The sequence below is a fragment of the Sphingobacterium sp. 1.A.4 genome, assembly GCF_002734245.1.
Taxonomy (GTDB): Bacteria; Bacteroidota; Bacteroidia; order Sphingobacteriales; family Sphingobacteriaceae; genus Sphingobacterium; species Sphingobacterium tenebrionis.
On record NZ_PEAZ01000053.1, the window covers coordinates 24427 to 41881 of the forward strand.

General features: G+C 44.2%; 11 protein-coding genes and 1 tRNA gene. 1 reads left to right on the forward strand and 11 read right to left on the reverse strand.

What is annotated here, in order from left to right; translation table 11 throughout:
- Positions 1-328 precede the first annotated feature (328 nt).
- From CRJ00_RS09035 to CRJ00_RS09045, 3 genes are all read right to left on the reverse strand, one after another.
- Positions 329-1264, reverse strand: a complete 936-nt coding sequence (locus CRJ00_RS09035) for an aspartate carbamoyltransferase catalytic subunit (protein ID WP_099366554.1) — start codon at positions 1262-1264, stop codon at positions 329-331.
- A 21-nt stretch (positions 1265-1285) separates the two neighbouring features.
- Positions 1286-1831, reverse strand: a complete 546-nt coding sequence (gene pyrR, locus CRJ00_RS09040) for a bifunctional pyr operon transcriptional regulator/uracil phosphoribosyltransferase PyrR (RefSeq protein ID WP_099366555.1) — start codon at positions 1829-1831, stop codon at positions 1286-1288.
- 143 nt (positions 1832-1974) lie between these two features.
- Positions 1975-4995 carry a glycosyltransferase family 117 protein gene (locus CRJ00_RS09045; protein WP_099366556.1) on the reverse strand — a complete coding sequence of 1007 codons (3021 nt, stop codon included), beginning with the start codon at positions 4993-4995 and terminating at the stop codon, positions 1975-1977.
- A 262-nt stretch (positions 4996-5257) separates the two neighbouring features.
- Between CRJ00_RS09045 and CRJ00_RS09050 the strand changes: the two genes are divergently transcribed.
- Positions 5258-5328, forward strand: a tRNA-Gln gene (locus CRJ00_RS09050).
- Positions 5329-5371: 43 nt separating this feature from the next.
- Here the strand turns inward: CRJ00_RS09050 and CRJ00_RS09055 are convergent.
- The 8 genes from CRJ00_RS09055 to CRJ00_RS09090 form a co-directional block, all read right to left on the reverse strand.
- Positions 5372-6955, reverse strand: a complete 1584-nt coding sequence (locus tag CRJ00_RS09055; protein WP_099366557.1) for a SusD/RagB family nutrient-binding outer membrane lipoprotein — start codon at positions 6953-6955, stop codon at positions 5372-5374.
- Positions 6956-6961: 6 nt separating this feature from the next.
- Positions 6962-10006: a SusC/RagA family TonB-linked outer membrane protein gene (locus tag CRJ00_RS09060; protein ID WP_099366558.1), complete on the reverse strand. Its 3045-nt coding sequence runs from the start codon at positions 10004-10006 to the stop codon at positions 6962-6964.
- A gap of 182 nt (positions 10007-10188) precedes the next feature.
- Entirely contained in the window at positions 10189-10494 is a 306-nt protein-coding gene (locus tag CRJ00_RS09065) for a hypothetical protein (RefSeq protein WP_099366559.1), read from the reverse strand.
- A gap of 9 nt (positions 10495-10503) precedes the next feature.
- Entirely contained in the window at positions 10504-11340 is an 837-nt protein-coding gene (locus tag CRJ00_RS09070; RefSeq protein WP_099366560.1) for a hypothetical protein, read from the reverse strand.
- Positions 11341-11343: 3 nt separating this feature from the next.
- A complete protein-coding gene (locus CRJ00_RS09075; protein ID WP_167554210.1) occupies positions 11344-14739 on the reverse strand; it encodes a carboxypeptidase regulatory-like domain-containing protein in 3396 nt (1131 codons plus the stop codon).
- 136 nt (positions 14740-14875) lie between these two features.
- Positions 14876-15580, reverse strand: a complete 705-nt coding sequence (locus CRJ00_RS09080) for a FecR family protein (RefSeq protein ID WP_180268464.1) — start codon at positions 15578-15580, stop codon at positions 14876-14878.
- A gap of 42 nt (positions 15581-15622) precedes the next feature.
- The gene (locus tag CRJ00_RS09085) at positions 15623-16108 is read right to left on the reverse strand and encodes a hypothetical protein (protein ID WP_099366563.1); all 486 of its coding nucleotides are present in this window, start codon (positions 16106-16108) and stop codon (positions 15623-15625) included.
- A 90-nt stretch (positions 16109-16198) separates the two neighbouring features.
- On the reverse strand, positions 16199-16783 hold the full coding sequence (locus tag CRJ00_RS09090; protein WP_099366564.1) for an RNA polymerase sigma factor: 585 nt from the start codon (positions 16781-16783) through the stop codon (positions 16199-16201).
- Positions 16784-17455 lie beyond the last annotated feature (672 nt).

Consider the following 17455-nt stretch of genomic DNA (forward strand, 5'->3'; position numbering starts at 1 on the left):
TGCCTGTCAAATAATTAATATGGAAGGTAGTTTCACTGTGAAAATGACACAAATCCTTCAACCTACGAAATTAATGGATAAGTTGTATGTTTTCCTCAAAAGTTGTTAACACCTGTTAATAACCTAGGGCATTTAACTTTATTTAACAGAAATGGGATGAGGGGGGGTTGGGGGAGTTGGGTGGTGGGGATTGGGGGAGGTTGGGTGGTTGGTGGGTGGGGTCTACTTTACGCGTCATTGCGAGGAACGAAGCAATCTTTACACAAGTCGAAAGATTGCTTCGTCGTGCCTCCTCGCAATGACGAAGTGCCTCCTCGCAATGACGAATCTACCCCCTCTGCCCAGCCAGCAAATAAAGCACGGCCATTCTCACCGCTACTCCATTTTCCACCTGGTCCAAAATAATCGAATGACTACTATCCGCCACATCCGACGTAATCTCCACTCCCCTATTAATAGGGCCCGGGTGCATAATCACAATCTCCTTATCCAACGAATCCAGGATCTGCTTATTCAAACCATACAACATCGAATACTCCCGTAAAGAAGGAAAGTAAGCAATATCCTGACGCTCCAACTGGATCCGAAGCATATTCGCCACATCACACCAATTCAACGCCTTCATCAGATCATGCTCAATCTTCACTCCTAAGGAAGAAATATATTTGGGGATCAAGGTAGTTGGTCCACAGACCATCACCTCAGCACCCTGCTTCTGCAAACATAAAATATTTGAAAGAGCTACCCTCGAGTGTAAAATATCCCCAATGATAGCCACTTTTTTACCAGCCACATCGCCCAGTCTTTCCCTGATGGAAAAAGAATCCAACAAAGCCTGCGTAGGGTGCTCATGCGCACCATCACCGGCATTCACGATCTGTGCATCTACATGCCTGCTCAAGAAAACCCCAGCTCCCGCATAAGGATGGCGCATCACGATCATATCCACCTTCATCGCCAGAATATTGTTCACCGTATCGATCAAGGTCTCCCCTTTGCTCACCGAAGAAGAAGAAGCCGCGAAGTTCACGATATCCGCCGAAAGGCGCTTCTCCGCCAATTCAAAGGATAACCTCGTTCGGGTAGAGTTTTCGAAAAAAACATTGGCAATGGTGATATCACGTAAGGAAGGCACTTTCTTGATCGGTCTGTTCAAAACCTCTTTAAAATTTGCCGCTGTATCCAAGATCAATTGGATATCATTGCTGTTCAAATCTTTTATGCCTAATAAATGACGGGTACTAAGTTGTTCAGATGCTGACATTTGTAAAACAATATAAAATCACTACTTCTTATCGGTGATTAACACAATACTATCGTTATCATCTACCTCTTTCCAGCTGACAATAACCTTTTGGGAATCGATGGAATCCACCTGGATACCAATATAATCCGGTTGGATCGGGATCTGTCTGGAAAAACGACGATCCACCAACACCATAAGCTCAATCTGATTCGGACGACCAAAAGCCTGAAGCGCATCCATGGCCGAACGAATGGTTCTTCCGGTCCATAACACATCATCTACCAAGATCACATCCTTGCCATCAATGATAAAATCGATCACCGTACTATTCGCTGCCAATGGACTCGCCCCTTTCATCCGGAAATCATCCCGATAAAAGGTAATATCAAGAATTCCCATAGGCACTTCTACCCCGGTCATTTCTTTGATTTCTTTCACTAAACGTTCTGCTAAATAGGTTCCGCGTGGCTGAATTCCGATGATCACGGCATTACTGAAATCACCATGATTTTCAATTAATTGTTGAGACAATCGCTTGAGCGTAATCTGAAACTTAGGACCATCTAATAATTTCGATTGTTTCATCTATGGATTTATTTAGGCAAAAATAAGGCATTTTTTCCAAAATTCGTAATGCAATCCCGGATTCCCTGAACATAAAAAAAGCAGCTTACGAAATAAGCTGCTTTTTTTCAATTATTTAATGCTTGATGCTCCGCATCAATTCCTTACTCTCCTGTTTGGAAAAGTCCTTTATACTGATCAAAGATCTGATTGGCTTCCGCCAACAGTTCTTTCTGGTTCGCTGTCGTCAGGATCTGTTGGTAATGCTGTAAGGAAGCCATGGCATAACGCATATTCCGCATCTCCAGATTAGGTTTTGTTTCCGCTATCGCCATGTAATAAGCCATGTTCTCGCGGATGAATTTCAGATTGCGTTTCACGATTTCCGTTGCTTTGCTAGGTTCGCCTGCTTTGTACATCGCATCGATCAAGCTCGAATAACCGTAGATCTCCGACATCAGGTAGGTCCGTTTCGGAAGATTCTCATAGGCATTGTTCACCAATTTCTTGGCTTCTGCCTGATGTCCGCTTGCCAATAAACCTTGTGCGGTCTCCCCAAAGATACTTCCCGCATATATGCTGATGTAACGGTAGGAATCCGGATCCAGATATTTCGAATGCGCAATGTTACCCCATTTGTATTTATTGATGATGTTATTGTAAGTACCCTCCACATCAGCGATCGGAGTGCTCATTTCACCTTCCATCGCCGAAGCTACCGGCATCAATCGTAAGGCAAAACCTTCAGATACCAGGTATTTACCCAATCCGATGTAGTTTTCTTCAGGTGTTGTTGTGGTAAAATAAACCGGGCGCTTCCAATTATTGTTCGCCAGAATGGCCATGATCGAAAGGTCAGCACGGCTAACGATATTCCCTGGGTAAGTCCATTGCATTGTATCGACAATCACATCTTCCCATTCCTTAGGCACCACCTTATTGGCAATTACCGCGGCTTTATCCACCTTATATTGCATATTCTTCGTTGGAAGCAGGTTTCCGAATTCACCACTCTGCAATTGAACTTTTGCCTGTGGATCATCAGAAAGCATCACTGCCAATAATTCCTCAATGTTTACATGTCCAGGAATCTTGAAATCATTGTAATAGATCACATCCCTCACCCCATCCTTAATCTGCTCCGGATCGATGTTCAATGGCAATGCATCCGCATCGTTCACTTTCTCCATCATCTGTTTCATGTACCAATCCGAGCTCAATAAACTCAAGTTCACTACGCGCACATCCGTACGGAAACCTTCCACCTCCTGCACGTACCATAACGGATAGGTATCATTATCCCCATAGGTGAATAGGATGGCATTCGGCGCACAAGACTCCAAGTAGTTTTTCGCCATGTCCCTTGCCAGGAATTTCTCCGAGCGATCGTGATCATCCCAGTTCTGGCTGGCTAATAGCACAGGTCCACACAGCACGGATACCCCTGTTGCCGCCATGGCCGCCGTTTTGGCGTTCATCTTCCTGCTCAGCATATCCGAAATCCAAAGGGCACCCATACCCACCCAAATACAGAAAGCGTAGAAAGAACCTGCAAAAGCATAATCCCGCTCCCTTGGCTGCATCGGTGTTTGGTTAAGATAAAGTACAATGGCCAATCCGGTAAAGAAGAACAAGAGTGCCACCACCGTAGCATCTTTCTGGTCCTTTTTGAAGTGCCATACAGCACCCAAAATCCCCAATATCAACGGTAAGAAGAAATAGGTGTTTCTTCCCGCATTTTCTTTTTCTGATTCAGGCAGGGCATATTGTCCGCCAACCAGCATATTATCGATCGGTTTGATTCCCGAAATCCAATTTCCTTCGGTAAATTGACCATGCCCCTGGGCATCGTTCTGTCTACCGACAAAATTCCACATAAAATAGCGGCTGTACATATGGCCGATCTGGTAACCGAAGAAGAACTTCAGGTTATCCCCCATGGTAGGGGCAGTTCCTTCCGGCAGGTTCAGGAAGTCGCGGTAGTAGGCTTCATGTTTTTCCGAATAGATACGTGGAAAAAGCGTAGTTCTATCGAAAGTATAATCGTATTTTTTTCTGGCTACATTATAACGGTTGGCATCCTTCCGGTATACTTTGCCCGTTTCATGCATATCCGTAGGTTTAGCATCGAAATAGCGTCCGTTGAACAAAGGTTCATCGCCGTATTGCTCCCGGTTCAGGTAGCTCAAGAAAGAGAAAGCATTGTCCGGATCGGAGTTGTTCAGGGTTGGATTTGCCTTCGCACGGATCAAGATCATCGAGAACGAACTGTACCCGAAAATAATAAAAGCCACACTCAGGAAAGCGATGTTCATGATCGGCTTAATCTTTTTATGCGAATACCATAATCCCCAAATCAGTACACCCAATACCAATAGCGCAAAGAACGTAACACCCGAACCGAATCCCAGGCCAAAGGAATTGACAAAGATCCTATCGAAATGCGCCGCCAATTTGATCAGGTATTGAATAATTCCCCAAAGGACAAAACCCAGGATCACCACCCCTAACAATAAGGTTTTTACTACTCCAGAAGTGGTCACTTTTTTGGTTTTGCGGAAATACACCACCAAAGCCAAGGCCGGAATGGCCAATAAGTTCAATAAGTGCACCCCAATGGAAAGCCCCATGACATAAGCAATCAACAGCAACCATTTATTGGATTGCGGCTCGTCGGCATGTGCATCCCATTTCAGGATAGCCCAGAAGACCACCGCCGTACAAAGGGAAGACATGGCGTATACTTCAGACTCTACTGCCGAAAACCAGAACGTATCGGTAAAGGTATAGGCCAAGGCCCCAACCGCAGCAGAACCCATGATATTGATGATTGCGGTATTGGATAGTTCCCCAGAGGTATTGATTCTTCCATATACTTTCTTAGCCAAGGCTGTAATGGTCCAGAACAGGAAGGTAATGGTCAGACCACTACATACGGCCGAACCCACGTTCATCCAATAAGCAATTTTGGTATTATCACCAAAGGCGAAATTCGAGAATATGTTTTGCAACATCAGGAATAAAGGTGCACCAGGTTGGTGTACAATCTGCATTTTGTAGGCAGAGGCAATAAACTCACCTGTATCCCACCAGCTTGTTGTTTTTTCTAACGTCAACACATAAACCAGTGTAGCAATGATACCACAGGCCCATCCCAACAGGTTATTGATTTTTTTATAATTCATAGTTGTACCAGCAGGTTTTCTAATAATTCTGCTTCGAAAATAAGGATTCCTACGAATAAACGAACAAATAGTTTCGAATTTAATACAGTTCTAATAGGCAAAACAACATAAAATGCACACAGAGCCATTTAAAGCCAAAAAATATTGCATTGAAAATCAGTATATTTAACAATTAACCTAATTTTTTATTTGCGAATTAGAAAACTCGACGTATATTTGCATCGTCAAAAGGGAACAACCTGAGACAAAAAACTAAAAGGATTGCCCGATAGTATAATGGTAGTACGACGGTTTTTGGTGCCGTTTGTCTTGGTTCGAATCCAGGTCGGGCAACATCAAAAGAGAAGGCTTGAAACAATGTTTCAAGCCTTCTCTTTTATTCTACCACATTGAACCAAAGTGGGGTCAACAATCGGTATTTCTCCGAATTATCACCTACCTCTTCCGGATTCCTGTTCTGCTCATTACTTTCATAAAGCATCGCTTGTATCCATTGGGAATTATTGTTCGGATCAAAAATAGTCGTGTTCAGGTTGGCCGGTCTTTTCAGACTCGGACCATAGATCGCCGAACTGTAATCCATCCTACGCATATCCACCCAAGTTTCTGGGTTTAGGCACAAGGAAATATATTTTTGACGCATGATGTGGGAAAGACCTGTATTCAATTGGTCAAAATGTCCAGTCAGGTTATCGGCTACTTGCGCTGCCCAATAGGCATTGATATCCGCCGCAGACACCCCCAATTTACGCATATTGGCCTTCACACCCTCTTCATAGGCGGCTAATGCGCCCGGCTTATCCCCTTTCCGCAATCGTGCCTCGGCCTCGATCAGTTTCACCTCCGAATAGGTAATGAAACCAAAAGGAGAAGTGGTGTTGGTGTAGAAGCCGCTCTTGCTGAACCTGCCGTAATCCTCTGGCTTGGTCTTGCTTGCATCGCCCGGCGAACCATCTGCCAGAACACCTTGTCCATTGGCAATAAATGCCCCCGCCGCTGGTCCACGGTATTTCCCATCGGAAGCAGCAGGCTGCATGATCTTACTGATCCGTGGATCCTGGTATAATTTATTGGTCACCGGAAAAGAGCTCAGCATGTTCACAAAAAACTGCGACCAAGCAAAATACCTAGGGTTGGTTAAGGATTCAAAACCACCCCAGCTCGACCATGGGTTTTCATCCACCAACAATCCGCCCGATAAATAAGGGAACTCGGCATCCATTCCATCGCCATTGAACGCATTCTGACAGGCTTTGATGATCTCATCCGCATTGTACAGCCCCGATTTCTTACTCAAATGGTTCATGTACCTTGCCTTTAAGGCCCAAGCGAACTTCTTCCATTTGGAAATATCCCCTTGGTACAGCAGGTCTCCGTTTTTCACGTGCAAGCCCCGCTTGTTGTCCGTTCTTTCAAAAGCGGCAATAGCCTCATCAAGTATGGTCTGCAAACGCTCGTAGACCTCTTTTTGGGTATTGAATTTTGGGACCAAGGAAATCATATCCTTACCATTATAAAAATCATCGACTACGATATCACCATATTGAGCGGTCAGCAATCCGAAATTCAGTGCCAATAAGGTTTTTCCTACTCCAACAAAATGTGGATTTCCTTCTTCCTCTCCCAATACAATAATATCCACGGCATTTGGCATCGTGATCACATAGGCATTCTGCCAAGCAAAATAACCCGAAGTAAATCGCCAATTTGTTGCCGAATATCCTCCTGAAGAGGCACTCTGTATGGCCCCATATTGCGTTACTCCGGCTACCTCCCGCGAAGCACGCCACTGTGCCGCCCCACTTGAAGTCGTGATTGCTCCAGCAATCCTGCTCGCAGCCTCTACCTTCGAGGGATTGTTCGGATCTTCATTTACATCCAGGAATTTCTGGCATGATCCCAATCCCAAACTCGTTGCTGCTAGTGCTATATATAAACTGTTTTTAATAAAATTCTTCATGGCCTATTAAAATGAAAATTTCAAACCTAAATCAAATCCCCTGGTCGCTGGAACCCCTAGGTTGTCAAACCCGAAGGACCCCGCTCCTGCTACTCCTGCTCCAGATCCGGAAACTTCCGGATCAACTCCCGAATAATCCGTGAACAACAACAAGTTTCTTCCGGTCAGTGTGAACTGGAGATTCGATAATTTCAACCTCTCTGTAAACGAAGCCGGTGCCTTATACGAAAGACTCACATAACGCAATCGGATCCAGCTTCCATCTTCCACGAAATTATACCCATTGTTCGCAAACCTGCTGGTATAATAATCTTGGTTCAACGGAATAGCGGTGGTATTGGTCGCTCCGGTGGATTCGATGATACCCGGAATCACAGCCGTTCCGCGATCCAGCGTCAATGGACTCAAACCCGACAACACCAAGGTATAGGCCGTTGCATTGAATACATCGCCACCCTGGCGAACATCCCACATAAAGGATAATCCAAGGTTTTTATATTGGAAATTGTTGGTGATACCGCCGATCCAGTCCGGATTACGGTCGCCGATATTGGACAAGGTCGAAACTACTTGTGGCATACCGTTATTATCCAATAAATATTGTCCGGCATCATTGGTTTTCCAGGTTTTTCCATTTATCCCAAACAGGGTAGAATTCAAGAAGGCAGCTCCTTGTGCAGCATCGCCCTTTACCCAAGCATCCGACAGTTCCACCCGATCCAAGAAACCAGGAAGATTAAGCACAGTGGCCTTATTTTTACTGAAATTCACATCGAAGGACCATGAAAAATCGTGCTTTTTAACTGCTTGCACGTTCAAAATCCCTTCCCAACCAACATTCTCGATCTCTCCACCGTTCAGCACGGCCAAGAACGAGCCTGAAGACGGCGGAGTCCTGGTGCTCAGGATCTGATTATCCGAATTTGTCTTATACCAGGTCACATCCAATCCGATACGGTTATTGAACATTTTAAGATCCGCGCCAAATTCCAACGAATTCGTGAATTCCGGAACCAGGTTTGGATTTCCATAGGTATCATTCATATTGGAAATAAATCCACGTGGATTGATGGTGAAATCATTGATATAGGTCCCTAAGGTTGTGGCCAATTTATGCGCTGGTGCATCTTTACCTACCTGCGCCCAGGCTGCCCTTAATTTTGCATACGACAGAAAACCGGTACTACTGTTTCCAGAAAGTTCCTTCATCAGGTCCGTAAGGATAATGGAGGTGCTCACTGCTGGATAGAAAAAGGAATTTTGACCTGCTCGGAGGGTGGATGTCCAATCGTTTCTTCCTTTTAGGTTCAGGTAGATGATGTTTTTCCAATCTGCCGTAAAATCACCGAACACCCCAACAATTCTCCTTCTGGAGATGCTGGTGGATACGGTACGGTCTTCCGCCAACGCATTATTGATGGAAGCAAAATCCGGATCAATGAAATTCCTTGCTGTGGCGGTATTGGTTTCTCTAAATATCGTCTCTATGTTATGACCAACGGTAAAATCAAAATTAAAGTCCGACACTGATTGCTTGGCATTGGCCAAGAACGTCGAAGTGGTCAGTTGGTTATTGGCCTTTGATTCAGTCATATAACCCGTTAATCCAGTTTGTGATGTCGGAGCCGTGATACTTTGAAAATTCTCCCCATAATAATCTGTTCCCAATCGATAGGTCAAGGTCAACCATTCATAGGGGTTATAATTCACATCCCCCATCGCGATCACCCTGTTAACCCTATTGGTTATCGGTTTTTTATTGATGGTCCAATACGGGTTATCAATGGCATTTTCCCCATTTTCACTCAGGGTTTTCTGCGTTCCATCCTCATTCAGGAAATCGGTCATCTGCACGTTCCTCGGCCAATAGATGGCACCCATTACCCCATTTTCAGAACCCTGCGGGAAATAGGTACGACCTGTATTCATATAGGTCATATTGGCGCCGATCTTTAGGTTGTCGAATATCTTATGGTCTGCGTTCAACCGAAAGGACCTTCTGGAAAAGTCGTTGTTCTTTGCGATACCTCCCTGTTCCATGAGGTTTCCAGAAACATAGAAGGTAGAACGTTCCGAACCACCACTCGCCGAGAGGTCGTGGTTCTGGGCAAAGCCAGTTTTGAAGAATCCGCCCAGATTATCGTAGATCACCTCATTTGATGCAAACTCTGGCCCCCAAGAGAGGTAACTTTCATTTTCGAAAATCCCGTTTCGTCCCTGTTTAAAGACCCCTTGCAATTCTGGCAATTTATTCGCCTTATCCCAGGAGAAGGTATTTCCGTAGCTGATGCTTCCTTTTCCGGAATTCCCCCGCTTGGTCGTGATGATGACTGCTCCAGAGGCTGCCCGCAATCCATAAAGGGCAGATGCGGCAGGACCTTTCAATACCGAAATACTTGCGATGTCTTCGGGATTGATGTCGATGGCCCGGTTGGATGCCGGGGCCAACCCTGCTGTTAAACCCCCTTGGGAGATGGGCGTGCTGTTATCGATCGGAATACCATCCACAACAAATAGCGGTTGGTTATTCCCACTCAGGGAACTTCCACCTCGGATGTAGATAGAGGCAGAGGTACCGGGTGAACCTCCAGAATTGGTTACCTGTACACCAGCCACCTTACCTTGTAGGGTGTTCACTAAGTTGGGCTGATTACTTTCGGTCAGCTCTTTGGAAGAAACATTCTGGGCGGAATAACCCAAGCTTCTTGCCTGTTGCTTGATACCCATGGCGGTCACTACCACTTCGTCGATCGCTTCATCGGACGATTGCAGCGTGATGTTGTATACATTTCCAGCACCGACCACCTGGTTCCTTTCATCGGAACCGATCATGCGAAACACCAAGGTCTCGCCTGGAGCAGCTTGAATCGAGAAGGTTCCGTCCGCATTGGTCTGCACCATCCGGTCGGTCCCTTTCACGAGCACCGTAACATTTGAAAGCACCTCTCCATTGGAAGAAACAACTTTCCCTGTTACCGCTTTTTGCTGCGCCATCAAACAGGATGCATACAACGCTACCCCGAAAAAAGTAAGTAAAAATCTTCTTTTCATGTGTTTGATTTTAATTTAGGATTTATGTTTATAAGTTTTTTAGGCGATCATATCGTGATATGATAGTACAAGTCTACAAAAAAAAGTAGTTCATGCAACGCTCTTCCCGATTAAATGAAAAAGCAATCCCTGAGAATGATTAAATTTCACGCCCAGGGATTAAATTAAAGGTTAATATCAGTTTAAATTGCTTTTATTTTCCGTAACATCCGTTGGATCTCCAGATCCTGTTTATGGTGCCCATTTTTCAAGATAGCATTTCCTTTGCATTCCTTCTTAAGCTCATGTGCAGCGACTTTATAATCCTCCAATATTTCATCCAATTTATTTAGGATGTGGCAGTACTCCCGATGTGCTTCGCGCAGGAATTGATGCTTCTCGCGCAGGGAAGAAAGTTCCTCCTCAAAACCATGGAGCTGGTAAAGGATTTCCAATCCGTAGATCCTACGCATGAGTTCCTGATGCTGATGGGTGTTGATGCCTTTCATGGAGCCGGATTAAAATCTTTCCAAAACACTAAAAAAATTATTGACAGTAAATCCACCATCTTTATTATTATTGTAGGTATTATAATCTTCCTTAGAAAACGGTGTTACTTTACGAGGGTTTAGCCAAATTGTGTAAATATGCCTTCTTGAGGTTTTTTCCAAAAAATAATAAGCCCTAAATAAATCTTGAGAATTTCTACCCTTTATTTTTAATTCTTCTTTTTGATTATTCAATAATTTTAATTTTATAGCAACATATTTTTCATAATGTTTTACTTTAAAATATTCTTTTGGAAATTTAGATGAGATATTGAATATGGTATCTAACGGTTTTTCGGTATATTCAACATGCACCCAAGGTCTTGATTTTTCTTCTATTATGCCATAAACTGCGAGATGAAAAGGTTTCTTATCCGGGAATAAGTCTGTATTCTGTCCAAAAAACTTCACATACATATATCCTTTTTCGGTTTTAAAATCATCTAAAGGGTGTTTGTCACTTACAGTCAAGGTAGAATCGGCAAAATCTGAAACGTAATACACCTGGTTGATTTCTCTTTTATGGTTTGGAATTTGGTGCCATCCTGATAATTTAGCGTTATTGAAATTCAATTTAATTTTAATGCTGTCTTTGCCCGCTTCATAAGGTATTAGATATCGTCCTCGTTCCATTTTGTATTCATTCTCTTGATAGGTAATACTTTTCAAGGATAAATTCCCTATAGCATTCAATTTTATTTGGGTAACTGGCAGGATATTTTCATCAACTACGGATTTACTGCAGGCTTGGACAAATAAAAACCCCAGAACCAATCCAATCTGTACCCATAACATTTTCTTTCTCATGATTTAAAAATTATATGAAATATTTAGACCAAAGCGGCGACCATCCCTAAATCTGTAAAGGATAGCATCCCCATCGTCATAATTATATCTTAGATCCCCAACACTAGGTCTCTCTGCATTTTTAGGATCTAATTTAATCGCTTCTTCCATTTCTCCTGGAGACTTGTACTTTTCATTTCTATAAAATACAGCCCAATCATTCAACAGATTGGCAGCATTGAATTTTACCTCCATCTTTTTCTTCATAAAACGTGCATACACTTGGAGATCCAATTGTCTTGGGGCATTCTCAAACTCCACAAGGTTCATCTGCACATGGGTTAGCGAAGTCCGATGCCCCCTATGGTTGAAGCTACCTGTAATTCCATAATTTTCACCCCAATAAGCTATCCCGAGGTTCAACAACCAAGGCGATTGTCCTATTAATGGCCGATCCTGACCCGGCAATCTTTCTTTCGTTCTTACCACCTCCTCATCCACTCTTGTCGTTTTATAGATATCCAACACCTCTACCCTGGACCGCAATAGCGTTCCATTGCCAAACAGATATAGGTTCTTCAGCCAATTGGATTTCCCAAGGAATCCCATGTTTTTCCGGAATTCCAATTCTAGCCCTTTGTTATAGGCAGAAAGCATATTGTTATAATAGTAGGTTTTGGAATTTTCTGATCGACTCCGCATCAATTCTACCGGGGCATCCAGGTATTTATAATAGGCCGTAATGGAGAGCAGTTCCTCCGCACTCGGGTACCACTCCAAACGGACGTCGGTATTTTCTACTCCCGTGGTAAAAACATGTTCCCCATATACGTTGGCATTCAATTCCGGGATATTACCCCCTACCATTGCGGTTTCCCTGAAATCTGGCCGGATGGCTGTCCGTGAAAAAGAGCTTCTAAAATTGATGTTATGGGTGAGGTTTAACGTGGCGTTTACAGAAGGCATCCAGCGCACATCCTTGTCAAACACTCCCTTTTGATGCCGGTACAATGGATTATCAATTACAGTAGGATTAAATTCACTCCGTCTGGCAAATGCGGCATCCTGCTGGTTCTTGAGATCGTAATATTCTACACGGACCCCATATACCAACCTTAGGAAACGCCATAAACGTTGATCCATCATGGCATATAGGGAATGGTTCTTCATCCTTCCTTCAAACATGTTTCCATTGGTATAGCTGGGAAAATAATAAACTTGGTTATCCTGATCCCCCACGTTGGCATGGTCGGCAAAAATATCATGGTAGGAAAGGAAGGGAACCGTGCTTGATTCATTTCCTTTTACATAAGAACGCATCATAAACATTACCCTTTCCTGATCATAGCTCTTACGTTTGTCCCAACCTTGATAACCCACTTTGATGATATTTTGGTATTTATCCCCAAAATCGAAACTCTTCGACAAAGCGGTTGCCCAATTGTAGTCCACACCATCCGCTAAGGACCATAACCTTCCTTCCCGACCCAATTCACCCGACCCAGTCTGTGAGGTGGTATATACCGCTGGCGTCTGATACCGCATTTTCCCTTCATGTTCTAAAGTTGGGTTATACCGCAGCCTACGCTCATCCAAAATCCGCATCTTGCTGTTATTCACGGTGAACATCCCTTCCAATTTTATGCGCCATGGAAAATGGTAGTCACCATTGATCTGATGCTGTAAAATGGAAAGGGATTCCGGCAATTGATATTGTTCCCTGGCCGGATGAAGATCATCCGACTCCACCGCATCCGAATAGTTCATTCGGTAATATTCCGAGAAATCATCGGCGTAGGTTCTCGAGTAGACATTTTTTATGGCCAGCTTAAATTTTGGACCTTGGATACCAATGTTCCCGATCAAACCGCTGCTGCTATTAAATCGATAGGTCACTCCAGGACCATTATAGCCAAATTTATCGCTATCCATCCATCTCCCAGTTACCTTTCCATCAGGCGAATAATGGATAAAAGTGGCACCGCGTACATTATTGGATTGCCTTAGGTTCTGTTCATTCCGGAAATTCGCACTGGCCACAAATCCCAAACGGATATCCTCCGGGAGATCAAATACCCGGCCCAAGGAAAACCTAAAATTCTGGTTGGGGCTTCCGATATACCTATTCCTTCTAAGAGGTTCAACCGTAAATCGTTTACTCTGCTCGATCGCATCCAAATCCCCATAGGTTCGAGGGTCGGTATGGATGATCAGAAACTTATCCTTAATGGATGGATCGGTTTGTTTCCCTCTTGGGATCACCTCCTTCTGCCGGGCTTCCATATGGATATACCATGGGGTAATCCCCGCCGGAATTTCGGCACTTTTATCATAGAACCCCAGGTACTCATTTGTTTTCCGCTCACCCAATCGATAGAAATCTTTACCTAGGCTCTGGCTATTTCCTCCGGTACCTAGGCTGATACTGGTAAAGTTGCGATCGGGGATGTCCAGGGTATTCACGGAGATCTGTCCTCCGGCAAATTCCGAAGAGACATCCGGCGTAGCAGTCTTGTTCACCACCACTGAGCTCACCAATTCCGTAGGGATGACATCAAAAGCGAAATCGCGTTTAAAGATGGAGGTACTTGGTAAATTCACCCCATCGATCTGGGCCTGATTATACCTGTCCGACATCCCCCGAACCACCACCGATCGGTTGTTCACCGTGGTTAAGCCGGTCACCCTTTTCAGTACCTGTCCCATATCGTTGTCGGGTGTCCTCGCGATCTCCTCCGCAGAGATCCCATCGGTTACCGAGGCCGCATTCTTCCTGGCGGCCAATAGCCCGGAAATTGTGGCTTTCTTAAAGGTTGTGGTGACCACCACCTCCTTGATCTTGGAACTGGTTTCCCTCATGGCGAGATCCATCCGTACCATTTCGCCTGCGCGAACCAGTACATCCACGACCTTTTGTGTCTGGTAGGACACGTGGCTGACCATGATGGTATACGTTCCGATAGGGACATCCATGCTGAAGGATCCATCGGCAGCCGTTCGGGTACTATAGCCGTTCTCCTGCAGTTTGATGCTCACCCGATAGATTCCCTTTCCCCTACTGTCCACAATCTTGCCGATGATCTTTCCCATCTGTTGCTTTGAAGCCTTAGCAGCAGATTTTGTATCGGCTACCTTATGGATGACCACGATATTGTTCTTGATGCTATAGCGGTAAGGCAGGTGGGAAAAACAGGCATTCAAGGCTTCTTCCAGCGTGGCGCTGGCCAGTTTAACGGTTACCTTGGACGTTCCGGCGAAGATATTGGCGTCATAAAAGAAATCGTAGCCCGATTGCTTTCTGGCTTCCAAGAGTACTTCCGGAATGCTGGCATTGGATTTAACCATACTGATTCGTTGTCCGTAGGTTTTTGCGGAAACCTGGATCAAACAACAGCAAATGAGGAGCATGCATAATTTCATAATGCGCATGCCTTGATAAAAATTCATACTTTTGTTCTTGTATTAAGTTATCTAAAATTTGAGATTCAGATTTTATGAAGCGTTTACCAGGCGATGTTGTTACGAGCAGCATCGCCTATTTACTTCTTTAAGGGTATTATTTTCGCACTAACAACCTCCTTTCCGATAAGCTGATCTGGAATTGACCCGTGCTGTTCAGCATGTCTATGATGGCCGACAGGAGTTGTTTCCGGGATATGATACCGGAAAACCGTAGGTTTTCCAGCTCCGCCGGGCAGGATGCTTTCACATCATACCAGCGTTCGATCTCTTTTAATATATGGCCTAAAGAATGGTCCTGGAACTGGAAATCCCCATGACGCCAGGCGATGGCCTCGTCGGTTTTCCCGCTTCTGATATGTATCTGCTCACTTAGATAGGCCGTTTCGCCAGGATGCAGAATGGCCTGCCCTGCTGTTTGCTTACTGCGCACCAGCAATTTTCCGCTTGCCAAACTGGTGGTTTCCATTTCGCCCGCATAGGCCCGGATGTTAAAGGTGGTACCCAGCACCTCCACTTGTTGATGCTCAGTTTCTACAATAAATGGGACTTTTTTCCATTGCGGATTGCTCGAGCGTGAAGGAGATGAGGCTACCTCGAAGAAGACTTCACCGCTTACCTGGACTTTTCTTTCCTGCTCCTCAAAAAGGCTAGGAAAACGGATGCTGGAACCTGCATTCAGGTAGGCGATACTGCCATCGGAAAGCTCTACACGGTACTGCTGCGCATTGCTGGTCGAGATCCGATGGATGCTGGATTTCCTGGAAGGGCCTGCTGTTTGGAAATCTTGATAATGCGGCAATTTTTTGGGGATATAGACCACGCCATTGGCGGTATAACGTATTTAGACCGCTTGATCTTCGAATGCAATCCATCCTTCCTTTTTGTCCTGAAGCTCTTTGCTGCCTGTTTTCGAGAAGGATAATAGGGCTTTTGTTTGGGCAGCCGGCACATCCTGCTGAACCATTTGCTCTTGGTTTTCTTGCCTATTCCCTATCCCATAGAATTTCCAAATCCAAAAGCTGAATGCCATCAATAGGAAAATCACGGCTGCCCAGGAAATCCATCGCTTATGGATGTTATAGACCTTGGTAGGTTTTGCATTATCGGAATTCATTTTGTTGCGGATGTGTGCATAGACCCGGGCAAGCAGTTCGGCTTCCTCGCCGTGCATAGGAATTTCTTTTCCCTCGATTTCAATCGGAATTTCTTTACCTTCTTCCCGATCTGTCAGCCTCAGAAAACAGATCTCCAATCGATCGATTTCCTCTGCTGTACAGGCGGAATGGCTGTATCTTTCCAATAACTTATCAAATTCCTTTTGGGTCATTTCTAACAAATACCTTGATGCGTCTATTAGAAAGGAACGAAATATTAAAAAATGGCTATTGGGAAAATCCGATTTAATAATTTGATAATATTAGATGAATATAAAACGGGTGGTTTTTAAGGTTTTGACGAAGCGTTTTCGGATCTCTTTTAATTGGTTGTTGACGGTGTGGGGCGAGGTCTGAAGTTCGGAGGCGATCTGCGCGATGGATTTCTTGTCCTCGAAACGGAGGGTATAGACCTGCCGCATGCGTTTGGGCAATTGGGAAATGGCTATTTCCAGGAGGGTTTCCAGTTCCTGGGTATGGGCCTGCTTGAAGGCCAGGGAAAGTTCTTCCAAGCCCAATAGACTTTCGAGCAGATTTTCCCAAATTTCATAGAGTATGGGCTGTTTTTTGTTTTTGCGGTAATAATTGAGGACCCGGTTGATGGCCATCCCATAGAGGTAGGGATAGATCTCGCCCTGGGGCTGGTATTTCTTCCTTCTTTCCCAAAGGCAGAGGAAAATATCCTGCAGGATATCCTGCGCAGCATCCCGGTCGCTGATCCGCTTGGTTATTTCTTGGAATAATCGGAGAGAATAAGCTTGATAGACTTCCTCAAAAGCCGCCTGGTTATCTTGCTGAATGGCTTCCCAACGCTTTTTATCCAGAGCTTTCATGGATGATTTTACCATAATTTTACTGTAATATTAAATTATATTCATAAAAATTAAAAATTTAGAAGTTGTAATCAAGATTATTTTTTTATGAATAAATTTGGGAGGAAGGGGGTTGGGGAGGGGGGTGGGTGTGAGGATCGGGTTGTAGGTTGCGGTGATGGTGATGTTGATGGTGGAGTGATATTATTACTAAAATATTGCGTTTTCTGTATGTAAATGATATGTTTTCGCTGTAAAATCAAGGTTTAAGTATGGTTAAAGCAGGTTTTTAGTATGTTAGGTTACTAAATACATACTTTCAGGTTACTTTCAGTATGGTTTCAGTACGAACTAAACTTGTTACTTCCCACCCCGCGTGATGGCACTCTCCCACGTCATTGCCCACCCCGCGTCATCGTAAGTTTGTAGGGAAGTTATAGGAATTAAAGAAACAGAATATAATTTTGTATTTCATTTAGGATACAGCGAGAGAGGGAGTAAGATTTTTAATCGTCATTGGTCCTTGAGAGACCCTTCGCAATGTTAATCCCCCTCTCTTATTCCTATCATAAACTTGGACAGTTCATTAGGCCAGGAGCCTGTTTTTACGATTGATAAGTTATGATAAGAGCTGCTGTAATCCACAAAAATGGTATACAAAGATGGTAACAGGTATTGATTGTTCAAAGGATTATTTTGACATTTCTG

What these genes read in the sequence shown, in the direction of transcription:
- CRJ00_RS09035 (WP_099366554.1), bottom strand. Translation starts at nt 1,264, where the DNA reads ATGTCAGCATCTGAACAACTTAGTACCCGTCATTTATTAGGCATAAAA.
- pyrR (WP_099366555.1), bottom strand. Translation starts at nt 1,831, where the DNA reads ATGAAACAATCGAAATTATTAGATGGTCCTAAGTTTCAGATTACGCTC.
- CRJ00_RS09045 (WP_099366556.1), bottom strand. Translation starts at nt 4,995, where the DNA reads ATGAATTATAAAAAAATCAATAACCTGTTGGGATGGGCCTGTGGTATC.
- CRJ00_RS09055 (WP_099366557.1), bottom strand. Translation starts at nt 6,955, where the DNA reads ATGAAGAATTTTATTAAAAACAGTTTATATATAGCACTAGCAGCAACG.
- CRJ00_RS09060 (WP_099366558.1), bottom strand. Translation starts at nt 10,006, where the DNA reads ATGAAAAGAAGATTTTTACTTACTTTTTTCGGGGTAGCGTTGTATGCA.
- CRJ00_RS09065 (WP_099366559.1), bottom strand. Translation starts at nt 10,494, where the DNA reads ATGAAAGGCATCAACACCCATCAGCATCAGGAACTCATGCGTAGGATC.
- CRJ00_RS09070 (WP_099366560.1), bottom strand. Translation starts at nt 11,340, where the DNA reads ATGAGAAAGAAAATGTTATGGGTACAGATTGGATTGGTTCTGGGGTTT.
- CRJ00_RS09075 (WP_167554210.1), bottom strand. Translation starts at nt 14,739, where the DNA reads ATGAAATTATGCATGCTCCTCATTTGCTGTTGTTTGATCCAGGTTTCC.
- CRJ00_RS09085 (WP_099366563.1), bottom strand. Translation starts at nt 16,108, where the DNA reads ATGACCCAAAAGGAATTTGATAAGTTATTGGAAAGATACAGCCATTCC.
- CRJ00_RS09090 (WP_099366564.1), bottom strand. Translation starts at nt 16,783, where the DNA reads ATGGTAAAATCATCCATGAAAGCTCTGGATAAAAAGCGTTGGGAAGCC.